Source organism: Mycobacterium shunyiense, assembly GCF_058270035.1.
In genome coordinates this window covers 27,373-42,567 of sequence record NZ_JBZDPT010000009.1, presented here as the reverse complement: position 1 = coordinate 42,567, position 15,195 = coordinate 27,373, and the positions used below count along the sequence as shown (strand labels likewise).

The window sequence follows — 15,195 nt, the reverse complement described above, 5'->3', positions numbered from 1 at the left end:
CGAGCTCGGCAACGCTGGGCGGAGCCGGCTAGCCGATCCCTGGGAACAGGTTTTTCACCTGCTGAGCGGCGTTGTCGATGTTGGCCTGATCGGTGGGGCTGAGTTTGACGTCTTTCACAGCCTTGTCGATGTTCGCCTGATCGGTGGGGCTCACCTTGATGCCCTGCACGGCCTTGTCGATGTTCTCCTGGTCGGTGCGGCTCACCTTGATCGTGGGCTGCGACACGGGAGCCGGCTGTGGCGGCAGTTCCGACAGACCGGTGCCGGCCTGCCGCAGCCACTCCTCGACGTTGGCCCGGGCCACGGGATCGATACCGGTAGCCGGTGCACCCGGGTAGTCGTTACGGGAGTATCCGGCGTCCACCATGGGACGAACCACGCCGTCGAGCTGGTCGACCAGCTCGTTGGGAACTCCGAGATCGCGAAGCGGCCTGGTAAGGGGCAGGAGTTGGGTCGGCAGGAAATACGCCGTCTGCGTGGCTCCCTTGGAGTTGACCGTGACGAAGATGTTCTGCGGCGGCACGTCCTCACGGGTGGAGTACGACGTCTCGGTGTGCAGATACTCCAGCGCAACAAGCGAATTCGCGAGCGCCAGGAAGTTGTCCGGCCGATCGGGGAAGTCGGCGATGAAATCGTATTCACCCACGACCAGGGTGGTGTCGTACTGGCTCTCCACCGGACCGCGCACCGTGTAGTCGATCAGCGGCACGTACGTTCCCGGCGTCAGCGATGACAGGACCGAATGGCTGAAGGGTGTCACCGACTGCGGGGGCCCGAACAATGTGAAGGACACGCCTTCTGGGGCGCGCGCACCGGGATCCTGCGACAGGCGCGCCAGCGCCTCGCTGAGCACCAGCGCGCCCTCGGAATTGCCGACCACCACGGTCTGGCCGGGAGTGTTCTGCAGCGCGGTCTTCAGGTTGCGCGCACCGATGTCCACCGAGTCGCCCACACTGTCGGTCGAGATGTCGTTGCCGGGCCACAACTTGTCCGGCAGCCGGCCGTACACCATCCCGGCGGGATACTCGACGATGCGCCGGTTCGCATTCGGGTAGTAACCGCGGCCCACCTTGTTGGTGATCTGGTCCCACGGAATGCCGGGGCCGCGGGCGCCGCCGAAGATCAGCGCGTTCTCGGCGGACGCGGTTCCGGCGCCGAACACCGTTCCCGCGGCGACGAGGCCGACGGCGAAGGTTCCGGCCAGCAGGCCTTGCGGCACGCGGCGCCGACGTCCTCCGTTGACTCCAGGCATCCTGCCGTCTCCCTTCTGAGCACCGCCCGTCGGCGGTGTCATGCTGCCGCTCAAATCCCCAGCAGACCGATCGTGATGAACAAAGCACCTGCAGCAGTGAGGATCATCGCTACGTCGCGCCGCGTGCACGAACGGATCCAGGTGTGCACGCGGGTCATCCACACCAGCGTACGTTGCGGCGCAATCAGGTAACTCAGGAGTGGGATCTCCACGAGTGCAAATGCCACCAGGTTGAAGGCGATCACCGCGCCAACCTGTGTGCCGGGTGCGACACCGGAGGCGTGTATGACGGCCAGTGCCGCCAGGTAGTCGACCGACGGCAGCGCGATGCCCAGCCCGCTGACGCCGGCCACCCACAGCGAATTGCCTTGCATGACCGCACGTATCCGGTCTCGCAGACCGACGCGCGGCGCCGCCACTGCCACCTGGCCGGAGCCGGATTCCTCAGGCGCCGGCTCTGCCTTTTGCGCCCGCCGCGAGCCCACGTTGGCGGCGACCAACACGGCGGCGACCAAGGCGAGGATGCCGATCCCGATCTGCATCCTGGGCACGGTGAGCGTGCCTGCGGCCAGCGGTGCGGCGTCGAGGACCAGCAACGCCGTCCCGCCGACCACCAGGCCCATGAGGAATCCACCGCACAGGAACGCCAGCAACTGATGCACCGGCCGGGGACGGTTCAGCATCAACACGGTCAGCCCGATCCGTACGGGTTCGAGGCTGACCGCGATGGCCATCAGCAAAAGGGTTGCCCACATGGTGGTTTCAGCGCTTCGGTTCAGCCCCGATCAGGCGTCCAACCTCGCAAATTCCTGCCGCCGGTACAGCTCTGCACTCGCCTGACGACGGACCTTGCCGCTGGTGGTGATCGGGAGCGAGCCGGGGGCCACGAGTGCCAGGTCGGCGGGGTTGAGTCCGTGCGCCGTCGAGATGGCGGAGATCACTTCGCGTTTCATCAACGTGAGACGCTCAGACAGGTCCTCCGGGCTTTCGTCGGAACGCTTCTTGACCTCGATGACGGCGACCAGCTTCTCTTCCTCTTCATGGTTCACCGCAATCGCAGCGACGCGCCCACGGGAGATCGCCGAGACCGTGGCCTCGATGTCGTCCGGGTAGTGGTTGCGCCCGCGGACGATCAGGAGATCCTTGACCCGTCCGATGATGAACAACTCGCCTTCGGAGATGAAGCCCAGATCGCCGGTCCGCAGCCATGTTCCGCCGGGGACGCCGTCGACGGTCGCGCCGAAGGTCTCCTGCGTCTCGGCGGGCCGGTTCCAGTATCCGGCCGCGATGTTCTCGCCCTGCGCCCAGATCTCACCGATCATCCCGGCGGGCATCTCGGTGTGGGACTCCGTATCGACGATCCGTACGGCGGGGCTCTGTGGTGTCCCGTAGCTGATCAGCGCGGTTCCGCTGGCACACCGCTCGGCGTGCCCGGCGGCCAGTTTCTCGGGCTCGAAGTGGGCCACCACCGGCGGCTTGCCCGGCTCGCGCGTCGCGACGTACAGCGTGGCCTCGGCCAGGCCGTAGGACGGACGAATCACCTTGCCCTGCAGATTGAATGCGGCGAACCGCTTGGTGAAGCGTTCGACGGTCGCATGGTGAACACGCTCGGCGCCGCTGATGATGCTCAGCACGTTGCCCAGGTCACAACCCGCCATATCGTCATCGGTGGTCTTGGCCGAAGCCAGGTCGAAGGCGAAGTTGGGCCCCGCGGTCAGGCCAGTGGTCACGCTGCCGAGCTGCTGCATCCAGCGTGCCGGACGGGCCAGGAACGCCAACGGACTCATCATCACCGTGCGCCATCCACCCAGGATCGGCGCCACGATGCCCGCCATCATCCCCATGTCGTGGTACAGCGGCAGCCACGTCACGACGGTCGTGTCGGCCGGTGGCACGCGGTTGTAGTCCGGATAGAAGCTGGCCATCATCTGCTCGAAGTTGGCCGTCAGGTTGCGGTTCGAGACCATCACGCCCGCGGGAGTCCGCGTCGAGCCCGACGTGTACTGGAGGTACGCGGTCTCGGGGGCGGCTTCGCGCCTCAGCCGTACCGCCTTGCGGGAATCCAGGTCGAGCGTGTCGACCTCGAGCACGACGGGTGCCGGGTTGCCGTCCTGGGCCACCGCATACGGGGTCACCGTCGCGGAAATCGCGGACGTGGTGAGGATGACGGTGGGCGCCGCGTCACGCAGGACCGCGGTGACCCGCTCGTCGTGGGCGCCGATCATCGGCGTCGACAGCGGGACGCAGACCACCCCGGCTTCCAGTGAAGCCAGGAACGCGACGATGTAGTCGAGGCTCTGCGGTGCCAGCACCACCGCGCGGTCCCCCGCTGCGGCGTGGGTCTGCAGTTCCCCCGCCAGATTCCGGATGCGTCGGTAGAGCTGACCCCAGGTCAGGGTCTCCTCAACGCCATCCCAGTCGCGTTCGTAATCGACGAAGGTGTAGGCGATGTCATTGGGCTGCATGCTCGCCCGCTCACGCAACACGCCGTTGAGTGTTGACTCAGCCATCGAGTGTGCCTTCCTGTTCTGACTTCATTCCGCGGCTCACCTGCGCGACCCTGCGCTGAGGTTTTCCAGCACCCGTGCACACGTCGACTTCAGCACCTTGACGTACCGGCCGACCGATTCATGTGCCTCGGGATTGTTCGGATAGACCACCGAGACCGCCGTGCGGTCCTTCAATCGCACCAGGAACACCGTCATCTGGTACGAGTACACGCCGTCACTGAACATGCCGATCCGCATCGATTCCAGCTCGGTGGTGAGCAGCACCGACAACGGGGCCGCCCCGGCATCCAGGAAGTTGATCACCTGGAAATTCGGCCTCGGCCAATCCAATTCGGGTCGCAGCTCGAGCACCCGGTAGAACGGGACATCGACGAGCTGATGTCCGGCGTCGAAGGATTGCTGTGCCGCAACGGCCGACTCGGCAAAGGACCTACCCGCGATCGGGACGGTGATCGGGACCAGCCCGGTGAACCAGCCCATCGTCATCAGGTCGGCGGTGGTCTTGCGGGTATCGCTCGGTGTCAGCCCGTAGTAGGTATCCGCTCCGGTCAGTTCATGCTCGGCCATCCCGGTGCAGGCGAGCATGCCACCGATGAAGCGGGCCCCGGCTGCGACGCATGCCGATTCGAAATTGGCCGTCTGCTCCTCGTCCATGAGGGTCTCGACCCACATCTCCGCTCCACACGGCTCGAGCGGATCGCCCAGGGGCAGTGGGAAGTCCGGCAGACTGCCCTTGTTGCTGGTCGCGAAGTCGGCCCACGCCTTGACTTCCGGCGAATCCGGCGTCAAAGCACCGAGCAGTTCCTTCTGACGCATGCAGAAGGCGTCGTAACTGCCCGCCTCCGGAAGTGCCAGGGGCGCGCCACCACTGACGAGGGTGGTGTACATCGCGTGGAACTCCATGAGCGTGACACCTGCGAACGTCGCGTCCATGTGCAGGTGGTCGATGCTCACGTAGATCGTGAACCGATCCGGGTACTGGACGATGCCATAGGTGAAGCAGTCCCAGTGCAGCGGATCCGGCGTCGACAGCGTCAGCTGACGCAGTTCCTCCGACGTGAGATCGCCGTGCCGGGTGGGCACGAACTTGATGTCGGCCGGATTGGGCATCGTGTGCCGCACGATGTCGTGGACATCGTGGTACTCGAACCAGCTACGGAACGTGTCATGCCTGCGCACATGGGCATTGACCACGTAGGTCATCGCCCTGATGTCGCATTGCCCTGGAATGTCACACGTCACGATCACCAGACGGGAGTAGTCCAGGCCTTTGGCTCGCTGATCGACGAACCCGCGCAGGTGCTGGGCCTGCATGTAGCTGACCGGCACGTCACTGACGGGCGCTTCAGCCGCCTTGGCGCACGAGGCCGGCGAGGCTCGCCAGGAAACGGCAGAACCGGGCGGTGCGTCCCACTCTTCGACCGAACCGATCGAAACGGACCCTAACTGCAACGTGACTCCTCTATAAACTCAACCGAATTCGGCATCACGCCGTCGGTGTCAGCTCCGTGTCGGCATTGGCGACCAACTTCTCGCACAACTTGTCGGCGAGCCCGCGGACGGTGGTGATGTCCGCCGGGCTGATCCGCACCCCGGTTTCGGTCTCGATCCTGGTCCGTACCTCGAGGTTGCCCAGTGAGTCGATACCGTATTCGGCCAGCGGACGATCCGGGTCGATCGAACGACGCAGCAGCACGCTGATCTGGTCGGAGACCAGCCGGCGCAACCGCGAAGGCCATTCGTCCTGCGGACTGGCATACAACTCGGTGAGGAACCCGCTGGCATCGGAATCCCCGGAACTCGCGGGACGGAACGACTCGGCGAACGGGACCCGCTTGGCGAAGTCGGCGAGCCAGGACACCCCCACGATCGGCGTATAGCCGGCGTAGCCACGGTTGTGCCGCAACATCGTCTCGAACGCGTGGGCACCTTCGTCGGGCGCGATCGCCGAATCGGAGGCTTCGGCAAAACCGGCACCCTTGCCGATCTCGGTCCACGCGCCCCACGCGATGGCGCTCGACGGCAGTCCCGCGTTTCGCCGCCACTGGGTGAATCCGTCCAACCAGCTGTTGGCAGCGGCGTACGCACCCTGCCCCGGTGAGCCCACCAGGGCGGCTGCCGACGAGAAGCAGCAGAACCAGTCCAGCGACTCCGACCGCGTCGCGTCGTGAAGGTTCCACGCGCCCACAGCTTTTGGTGTCCAATCTCGGGCCACCAGGTCATCGGTGATGTTGGTCAGCGTGGCGTCTTCGACGACCGCTGCCGCGTGCAGGACACCACGCAGTGCCAGTCCGGTGGCGGTCGCCGCCGACACCAGCGCCGCGGCAGTGGCGGGATCGGCGATGTCACCGGTGACCACCTCCACCTCGGTACCGAGGCCGCGGATCCGGTCGAGCTCGACGAGTGCTTCGGCGGACGGCTGGGACCTCGCGTTGAGCACGATCCGGCCGCTACCGGCCGAGGCCATCTTCTCGGCGAGGAACCGTCCGAGGCCGCCGAGACCGCCGGTGATGACATAAGCCCCGTCGGCGCGGAATACCGGTGCGTGCTCGGGCGGCACCACCGCCGTATCCGAGCCCGACTCCGGGATCTTCACGACGAGCTTGCCGGTGTGCCCGGCCGCATCCATCAGTTCCATCGCCGCGGCCCATCCGGTCAGCGGATAGGTGCTGATCTCTGGCAGCGGTAGCGCGCCTTCGGCGAGCTTGCCGAACACCGTCTGCAGCAGTCGGCGGACGACGTCGGGTCGACGCTGGCTCAGCGACGACAGATCGACCGCGTGGAACGACAGGCCCTCTCGGATCATCGCCGGCGTGAGGGTGGCGTCACCGCGAAGGTCAGCAACTCCGGTCTCGACGAACCGGCCGCCGAAGGCGAGCAGTTCCAGTCCGGCACGCTGCCCTGACCCGGTCAGCGAATTGAGCACGACGTCGACACCGTATCCGTTGGTATCGCGGCGGATCTCATCGGCGAAGCTCAGCGTGCGCGAGTCGTAGACATACTTGATGCCCATGTCGCGCAACAGTTGCCGACGCTCGGGACTGCCGGCAGTGGCGAACACCTCGGCTCCGCACTCGCGTGCGATGGCTATGGCTGCCAGGCCGAGGCCTCCGGTTGCCGAATGGATCAGCACCTTGTCCTGTGCCGATATCCTCGCCAGCTCCCGCAGCGCGTACCACGCGGTGGCATGCGCGGTGGGCACCGCGGCGGCACTGTCCACGGCCAACTCATCGGGCAGCGCGACGGCCAGGTCGGACGCGCACGTGACGAACGTGCCCCAGCAACCGGTCGCCGCAACCCCGGCCACCCGATCGCCGACCTTGTGGTCGGTGACGTCGGGTCCGACGGCCGTGACGACGCCGGCGAAATCGCGGCCCAGCGCTGCGGACTGCTCGGCGAGACCGGGATACCGGCCCGACGCCGCCAGAACGTCGACGAAATTCAGGCTCGACGCGCTGACCCTCACCTCGATGCAGCCGCTCTCGGGGGCCGACCGCTCAAAGGTGGTCAGCTCCAGCGAACCGAAGTCACCTGGGGTCCGGATGCTCAGGCGCACCGCATCGGTGGACAGGTCCACGGTGGTGGACAGCCGCTCGTCGGCAGCCAACGGGCTGGCCCCCAGCCGTGCGGTGTACCACCGACCGTCGCGCCAGGCGGTCTCGTCCTCGGGACTGCCGGCGAGCAGTTGGCGGGCAATGTCCTTGGGATCGGTGCGCTCGTCCACGTCGATCTGCGTCGCGTGCAGTTGCGGCTGCTCGTTTCCGACCACCCGGACCAGTCCGCGCAGTCCGAGCTGGTCGAGGTTGAGCGCATCGCCGGGCAGCACCGACTGCGCGCCACGTGTGACGAGGTGCAGGCGCGGAGCCTGATCGTCGACGTCGATCAGTTCGCGCACGATGTGAACCACGCGCTGGACCAGCCCCAGGCCCCGGGACGCCGACTCCCGGTCCCCCGTTGCCGCTGCGCCGGCCAGGACCAGGACGACGTCACTGTAGGTCTCGGCACCGAGGTGTTTGCGCAGCGATTCGGCGTTGGCGGTTTGGTTCGCCCGTTCGGGCCAGACCACTGTCGACACGTCACCGAGGTCGGGTTCCAGCGCGTCGGCCAACTCCGTGGTCAGCAGATCCGAACCGTCGGACGTGATCAACAACCACTTGCCCGTCCCGGATGTCCGGGCCTCCGGCAGTTCCTGCTCGTGCCACTCGACGGCGAGCAGGCGCTCGTTGAAGATGCGTTCCCGCTGACCGCTTTCGGTCATGCCGGTGCCCAGCCGCAGACCACGAACGGCGAGCAGGACCTCACCGTCCTCGTCGAGCAGATCGAGATCGGCTTCCACGCTGGTGGCGTCGGCGTTGGTGACCTGCAGCAGGCAGTAGTGCGCCGAACGGGTCGACCCGGACGCACGCAGGCTCCGCACGCCCAGTGGGAGCAGCAGACCGCCCGGGTCCTCGCCTTCGGCGTACGCCGCCACCGACTGGAAGCACACGTCGAGCAAGGCCGGGTGGATCTGGTAGGCGCCCTGCTGGGACCGGATTGCGCTGGGCAGTGCGACCTCGGCCAGCACACTGGTGACGGGACCGTCGGCGGTGAATGCCGCCGCCAGGCCGGAGAACGCCGGCCCGTACTGAATACCTTTGTCCCCGAACCATTTACGCAGCGCATCGCCCTCGACACGGCGAGGGTGGGCCGCTTTGAGTTCGGTCAGATCGAGTCGGGTCGGCGCCTCCGAAGGCTCCGCCTCGGCGATCACCGCCGCGGCACGCCGGATCTGTTCGCCATCCCCGGCCGTCTCGACCAGGAACTGCACTGCCCCCTCGGGGGTCACCTTCGCCTCGGCCGAGACCACGGTCTCGGCGTCGAGCAGCAGCATCTGCTCGAAGGTGATGTCGCGTACCTCGCAGGCATCCCCCAGCAGCGAGCGACCGGCGACCAACGCCATCTCGCAGTACGCGGCGCCCGGAAGTGCGGCCACGTTGTGGACCTGATGGTCGGCCAGCCACGGCTGAGCGTCGACACCGACATCGGCCTGCCAGACATGACGCTCGGGGTCTTCGGGAAGTACGACGTGCGCACCCAACAGCGGATGGACGCTGAGCAGATGTCCGCCCCCGGGAACGTGCTCGCGAGCGTCCCGGCTGACGGTCAGCGGCAGACGAGTCCAGGTGGGCAGAGGTGCGTCGGCGAGGGTGCCCGCCGGGTACAGCGTCCCGAAATCGACTGCAGCGCCCGCGCTGTGCAGGTCGCCGACGTACTGCAGCAGACCGGTGGGCATCTCGGTCTCACGCCGCATGCTCGGCAGTGCCGCGATGTTGATGTCCAGGCTGCGGGCGACCTGCTGGGCCGGGTGAACCAGCAGCGGGTGCGGAGAAAGCTCACCGAACACGCGGTAGCCGTCCTCGAGGGCGGCCTGCACCGCAGCCGAGAACCGCACGGCGTGGCGCAGATTGTCGACCCAGTAGTCGGCGTCGGTGTAGGGCTCGTCGCGGGGGTCGTACGACGTCGACGAGTAGTACGGAACCGTCGGCGTGAGCGGGGTCAGGTCACTGAGCACCTCGGCGAGTTCGTCGAGGATCGGATCGACCTGCGGCGAATGCGACGCGACGTCGACCGCGACCTCGCGCGCCATGATGTCCCGCTGTTCCCAATCGGCGACGAGTTCCCGAATGCGTTCGGTGGTTCCGCCGACGACGGTGGACTTCGGCGAGGCGATCACGGAGATCACCACGTCGGTGATGCCTCGGGCGGCGAGCTCGGACAGCACATGTTGCGCCGGCAGCTCGACCGAGGCCATGGCGCCCGAACCCGAGATCCGCGTCATCAGGGTCGACCGCCGGCAGATCACCCGCACGGCATCCTGTAGCGACAACGCCCCCGCGACCACCGCGGCTGCGGCTTCGCCCATCGAGTGGCCGATCACCGCTCCGGGTTGCACTCCCCTGGACTTCAGTGCGGCAGCGAGCGCGACCTGCATCGCGAATATCGTCGGCTGCACCCGGTTGATGCCCTGGACGGGCTCCGAATCCGAAATTGCCTCGGTCACGGAGAAACCTGACTCCGCGGCGATGAGGGGTTCCAGTTCGGCGATGGCCGCCGCGAAGGCGGGCTCGGTGGCAAGAAGTTGCGCACCCATCCCCGCCCACTGCGAACCCTGGCCGGAGAACAACCACACCGGTCCGCGCTCGCCGGTTCCGACGGCCGGCTCGTAGACCGCGTCGCCCTCGGCGACCTCCCGCAGCGCTGCCCCGAGTTCCTCTGCGGTCGCCGCCGTCACCGTCGTGCGGAACGGCCGGTGAGCGCGGCGCCTCGTCAGCGTGTACGCCAGATCCGGCAGCGGCTGGTCGCCGGCCTCGTGGATCAGCCAGTTGGCCAACCGGCCTGCGGTCCGCCGCAACTCGTCGGCCGAGGTGGACGACACCGGGAACATCATCGGCTCGCCGTCACCGCCCGGCGCGCCGGCGGGCTCGGACCCGGCTGCGGGCGCCTGCTCGAGCACCGCGTGCACATTGGTACCGGACAACCCGTAGGACGACACGGCCGCGCGACGCGGGTGTTCCCCGGCGACCGGCCACGGCATCAGTTCGGTCGGGACGACCAGTGAGCTGTTGAGCCGGGCCATCGCCTCGGGCAACTCGGTGAAATGCAGGTTGGCCGGAACGGCGCCGTGCTCCAGGGCGAGTACGGCCTTGATCAGACCGATCGCTCCGGACGCCGACTGGGCGTGCCCGATGTTGGTCTTCACCGACCCGAGTGCGCACGGGCCGTCCGTGCCGTACACCGCGGCCAAACTGGCGTACTCGATGGGGTCGCCGACCGGCGTTCCGGTTCCGTGGGCCTCGATCATGCCGACGGTCACCGGATCGACCGCTCCGGCGGCCAGCGCCGCGCGGTAGACCGCGCTCTGCGACTCCTCCGACGGGGTCGCGATGTTGATCGTGTGGCCGTCCTGGTTGGCCGCGGTGCCGCGGATCACGGCGAGCACCCGGTCGCCGTCACGCTCGGCATCGGCAAGACGCTTCAACAGCACCATGGCGACGCCCTCGCCCGAGACGAACCCGTCGGCGCCGACGTCGAACGCATGGCAGCGGCCCGTGGGCGACAGCATTCCCTGCGCCGAGCCCGCCACCATCTTCTTCGGGTCGAGCAGGAGTGAGGCGCCGCCGGCCAGGGCCAGGTCGCTCTCCGATTCGTGCAGGCTCCGGCACGCCATGTGGATGGCCAGCAGGCCCGATGAGCAGGCCGAGTCGACCGTCAGCGCGGGTCCGTGTACGCCCAGTGCGTAGGCGACACGCCCCGACGCCAGGCTGAAGTTCGTTCCGGCGAAACCGTAGGCGCCGTCCAGCGCGTCCGCCTCGGCAGCGACCATCTGATAGTCGTTGTGCGTCATACCGAGGAAGACGCCGGTCAACGATCCGGCGATGTCGCCGGGAGCACGACCCGCGTGCTCGAGGGCCTCCCATGACGTCTCGAGCAGGAGTCGGTGCTGCGGGTCGATGGACGGCGCCTCACGCTCCCCGTAACCGAAGAAGTCCGCGTCGAATCCTGAAACATCGTCGAGGAACGCACCCCACTTGGACACGGAACGACCAGGCACTCCTGGCTCCGGGTCGTAGTATTCGTCCGCGTCCCAGCGATCCAGGGGAACCTTGGTGACGAGGTCGTCTCGCCGCAGAAGTGCCTGCCAGAACGCGGCCGGTGAGTCGATCCCTCCGGGCAGACGGCAGCCCATGCCGATTACGGCAATCGGGGTGACTGGTGTCTCGGCCAAGTTGGCTCACCTCTCTCGATGCGATCGATCAGCAAAGCGTCGATCAACATACTTAGAACGCGGAAAAGAATGTGCGCTACGTCGCCCACGACGCACGGTACCGAATCCCCGTATCCGGTACGAGTCGTTGCCAACGCGGGTCCGTAGCCTAGCGCGTGGACCAACTGGATGTTGGAAACACCCGATCGCAAAAACTTTCAGACGTTCGCTGCACGGACCAATTCTTGAGAAATGGCAGCACCGGCCAATTTCATCAGCGAGGCACCGGACCCGGATCGTCGACACCTGCCATAGTTCACCAATACTGCTGTGCACCAACACTATTGAGCCCTCAATGTCCCACCACCACGGCGCGGGGGTAATTATCCCGCTAACTAACCCCGAGCCGTTTTAAGACGCGGAGCGGCGCTTTCACAGGTTGTCCATAGTTTGAAAACGGTGTTTGATTCACCACTCACAGTTAATTCATAGGTCGACTGCGAATAGTTAGCTGGCAACCGCCACGCAAACTATGGGATCCGTAGTTGAACCGAATTCATGTTCCATGCGGCAGGCACGCGAAAATGGTACGAATGTGTACCCTCATCACGCATCAGCTAATGGTCATCATTGACTATGCAACGTCATAACCAGCATGGATCACCGCAGACCGGGAAACTGTCGCAACACAGGAGACGTAGACGTACCAAATTCCGGCGCCAGGGCAGGCCGACTGAGATCCAGCCCACGCCGTACGCGAATGCGTGACAAAAACCACAATGTGTCTACCAAAGCAAATCTGCCGAGGTTAACGGTGGACATGCGCTGCAACCACGGGACGAGCCTCCCAAATATGGGACATAGTGTGATGTATATCACTGCAGGTAGAAGCGGTACGTGGCCGTTCCTGGCCCGCGCTCAACCCTCCGCAACGAACGGGAGCCGACCTGCTGGTTGCAACCGGTCGGCTCCCATTTGGGTGAACTATCCCGCGACGGGTTTGGACAACTCGTACGGGTCCGCTCCGAGGTTCGGCACCGCCTCGAATCCCCGCTCGCGGGCACGGGCCACGTCCTTGCGAATCAGGGCATTCAGACCGACGAAGGCGGCCATGTCCAACACCATCGGAGTCAGCAGACGGTTGTGCACGAACCCGATCGCCAGCCCGCTGGCCGGGTCCGCCCAGCCGACCGACCCGCCGAGCCCGACATGACCGAATCCGGGCATGATCCCGAACGGCACCGAGTGATACCCGAGATGGAAGCCGAGCGGCACCCCGAGATTGCGGTCCGGGCGTAAACCGGGCGGACCGGCCAAGCCGCCAACGATGCGCTCGGACAGGTAGTCCGCGCCACCGAAACGGCCGTGGTTCGCGATTGCGCCGTACATCCTGGCCAGGCCACGGGCTGTGGCGACACCGTTGACGGCGGGTGCCTCGGCGTCCAGAAACGGAGTGTCCCCCTGAACGAGGGACATCACGCCGGGAAAGTACATGGAACCGAAAGCGCCGGAGAAGTTCAGCGCTGCGATCCGCGGTGCCATGAAGTCGAAGACCTGGTTGGGCCACCGTCGTTGCGGAACCAGAATCTGTGCGGCCCGGGTCGGGGCGTCGGCCGGCGGCCGACCCAGATGCAGGCCATCGGTGCCCAACGGCTCTGCCAACTCGATCCGGAACAGCTCGCGCATGCCCTGCCCCGTGACCGCGCGGGCCAGACCCGACAACAGCCAGCCATAGGTGAGCGCGTGATAGGCGGGCTTGCCGAACAGAAGTGAGTTCACCGGCGCCGCCGCAACCCGGCCTTCCATCACCACGTGATCCAACAGATCGGCTTTGCTGACGCCATTGAGCTGAGACAGTCCCGCCTCGTGCGCCATCACCTGTCGCACCGTGACCGCGGATTTGCCATTGGCCCCAAATTCAGGCCAATAGTCGCTCACCGGGCCGGCGTAATCGATCAGACCACGATCGACGAGCCGATGGATGACCGTCGAGGCCATTCCCTTCGTCGCGGAGAACACCATCGCGCCCGTGTCGGCTGTCCAATGCTGCGTACCGTAACGGTCCGAGTAGCCGGTCCAGACGTCGACCACCGGTTGACCGTCTTGGAGAATCACCAGTGCCCCGCCGCCGTACTTCCGGCCTGGGAACAACTTTGAGAACCCGCGGACCGTGCAGGAGAAGTTCCTGTCCGCCGCGCCTTGGACGCCGTGTGGAAGCGCCTCGTCGCGCTCCCCGTTGTGATCGGTCACACACTTGAATTTACCTGGCCCCCCGGCAAATTCCACAGGCGTTATCTACCTGTTAGCCGGAGCCCGGCGATCGGGTCAGGGACTCGGCTTGTCATCCACCTTGAAGTCGATCTTGACCTTCTCGGATTCGACGTTCTTGACCGTAGCCGTAACGCCGTACTTGGTGCCGTTCTTGTCTGTCAGCACACAATGCTGGGTCGCTCCCACCTTGCCGACGATACCGTCGTCGCAGGTCACAGACTTGGCCTTGCGCTTGGCCGCGGCTTCCAGGTTCTCCTTCGCCATGGTTTGCAGCTTGGACTTGGCCACGGTGGGTGCTGGGGCGGTCGATCCACCGCCGCAGCCGGTCAGGACAGCACCGCCGACCATCGCGGCAGCCACGAGCACACGCAGTTTCGCCTTCACGTCCCTCATCTCCGGGTCAACCCAGCCTTTCCCTGTCATCCGGCCGCGTCGAGGATTTCCTGCGCGGCCAGGGCCGGTGTCAGTTCGCCCTCGCGCACCCGGCGCTCCACCTCGTCGCGGATACTGCGGACACCAGGATGCGACATCACGCGGTCCAGCACGGTGTCTCGCACCATCGACCAGGTCCAGTCCACCTGCTGCGCGCGTCGCCGGGCCTCGAACTCACCGGCCTGGGTCAGCACCTCACGATGCTTGAGCACTGTCTCCCAGAGTTCGGTCAGCCCGTGGCCTTCGATCGCGCTCATCGTGAGAACCGGTGGCCGCCATAGCGTTTCACGGGGGTAGATGAGACGGATGGCACCCGTTAGTTCGCGGGCGGCCGCCTTGGCCTCGATCGCGTGCTCGCCGTCGGCCTTGTTGACGACGATGACGTCGGCCAGCTCCAGCACACCTTTCTTGATGCCCTGCAGCTGGTCACCCGTGCGGGCCAGGGTGAGGAAGACGAAAGTGTCGACCATGTTCGACACGGTGACCTCGGACTGCCCCACCCCCACCGTCTCGACCAGGATGACGTCGTAGCCGGCGGCCTCCAGCAGAACGATGGTCTCGCGGGTGGCCTTGGCCACCCCACCGAGCGTCCCGGACGTCGGCGACGGCCGGATGTAGGCGTCGGGATGAACCGCCAGTTTGGCCATCCGGGTCTTGTCTCCCAGGATCGAGCCACCGGTCCGGGTCGACGACGGGTCTACGGCCAGGACCGCCACCCGGTGGCCGGCCCCGATGAGGTACATGCCGAGGGCCTCGATCGTCGTCGACTTGCCGACGCCGGGAACGCCGGTGATGCCGATGTGTTGAGCTTTGCCCGCCTCGGGCATCAACTCCAGCAGCAACTGCTGAGCCTGGTCACGGTGGTCGGCCCGGGTGGATTCCACCATCGTGATGGCCCGCGCCAGGGCAGCTCGGTCGCCGCCCCGGATGGCCTCCGCCAGTTCCTGAACTGCACTCATGTCCCGGGTCGCTCCGCTCCTGCCCGC

At 66.3% G+C, this 15,195-nt stretch carries 8 protein-coding genes; all 8 read right to left on the bottom strand.

Annotated elements, in window-relative coordinates; translation table 11 throughout:
• Positions 1 to 28 precede the first annotated feature (28 nt).
• Positions 29 to 1,252, bottom strand: coding sequence for a PE-PPE domain-containing protein (locus AC4ELS_RS07990; RefSeq protein ID WP_499046664.1), 1,224 nt, complete (start codon positions 1,250 to 1,252; stop codon positions 29 to 31).
• Positions 1,253 to 1,302: 50 nt separating this feature from the next.
• A complete protein-coding gene (locus AC4ELS_RS07985; protein ID WP_448447743.1) occupies positions 1,303 to 2,007 on the bottom strand; it encodes a GAP family protein in 705 nt (234 codons plus the stop codon).
• Between the two features lie 30 nt (positions 2,008 to 2,037).
• On the bottom strand, positions 2,038 to 3,762 hold the full coding sequence (locus AC4ELS_RS07980) for an AMP-binding protein (protein WP_064883521.1): 1,725 nt from the start codon (positions 3,760 to 3,762) through the stop codon (positions 2,038 to 2,040).
• Positions 3,763 to 3,798: 36 nt separating this feature from the next.
• On the bottom strand, positions 3,799 to 5,214 hold the full coding sequence (locus tag AC4ELS_RS07975) for a condensation domain-containing protein (protein WP_064958612.1): 1,416 nt from the start codon (positions 5,212 to 5,214) through the stop codon (positions 3,799 to 3,801).
• Positions 5,215 to 5,248: 34 nt separating this feature from the next.
• Positions 5,249 to 11,527, bottom strand: a complete 6,279-nt coding sequence (gene pks2 / locus AC4ELS_RS07970) for a sulfolipid-1 biosynthesis phthioceranic/hydroxyphthioceranic acid synthase (RefSeq protein ID WP_448447746.1) — start codon at positions 11,525 to 11,527, stop codon at positions 5,249 to 5,251.
• Between the two features lie 963 nt (positions 11,528 to 12,490).
• A complete protein-coding gene (lipL, locus tag AC4ELS_RS07965) occupies positions 12,491 to 13,756 on the bottom strand; it encodes an esterase/beta-lactamase LipL (RefSeq protein ID WP_064883527.1) in 1,266 nt (421 codons plus the stop codon).
• 75 nt (positions 13,757 to 13,831) lie between these two features.
• Complete coding sequence (locus AC4ELS_RS07960) at positions 13,832 to 14,170, bottom strand: DUF4333 domain-containing protein (RefSeq protein WP_064958609.1); 339 nt, start codon at positions 14,168 to 14,170, stop codon at positions 13,832 to 13,834.
• A 26-nt stretch (positions 14,171 to 14,196) separates the two neighbouring features.
• Complete coding sequence (gene meaB / locus AC4ELS_RS07955; protein ID WP_064883531.1) at positions 14,197 to 15,168, bottom strand: methylmalonyl Co-A mutase-associated GTPase MeaB; 972 nt, start codon at positions 15,166 to 15,168, stop codon at positions 14,197 to 14,199.
• Positions 15,169 to 15,195: the final 27 nt, after the last annotated feature.

Coding starts and splice junctions, on each gene's coding strand:
- AC4ELS_RS07990 (WP_499046664.1), bottom strand. CDS start 1,252: ATGCCTGGAGTCAACGGAGGACGTCGGCGCCGCGTGCCGCAAGGCCTG.
- AC4ELS_RS07985 (WP_448447743.1), bottom strand. CDS start 2,007: ATGTGGGCAACCCTTTTGCTGATGGCCATCGCGGTCAGCCTCGAACCC.
- AC4ELS_RS07980 (WP_064883521.1), bottom strand. CDS start 3,762: ATGGCTGAGTCAACACTCAACGGCGTGTTGCGTGAGCGGGCGAGCATG.
- AC4ELS_RS07960 (WP_064958609.1), bottom strand. CDS start 14,170: ATGAGGGACGTGAAGGCGAAACTGCGTGTGCTCGTGGCTGCCGCGATG.
- meaB (WP_064883531.1), bottom strand. CDS start 15,168: ATGAGTGCAGTTCAGGAACTGGCGGAGGCCATCCGGGGCGGCGACCGA.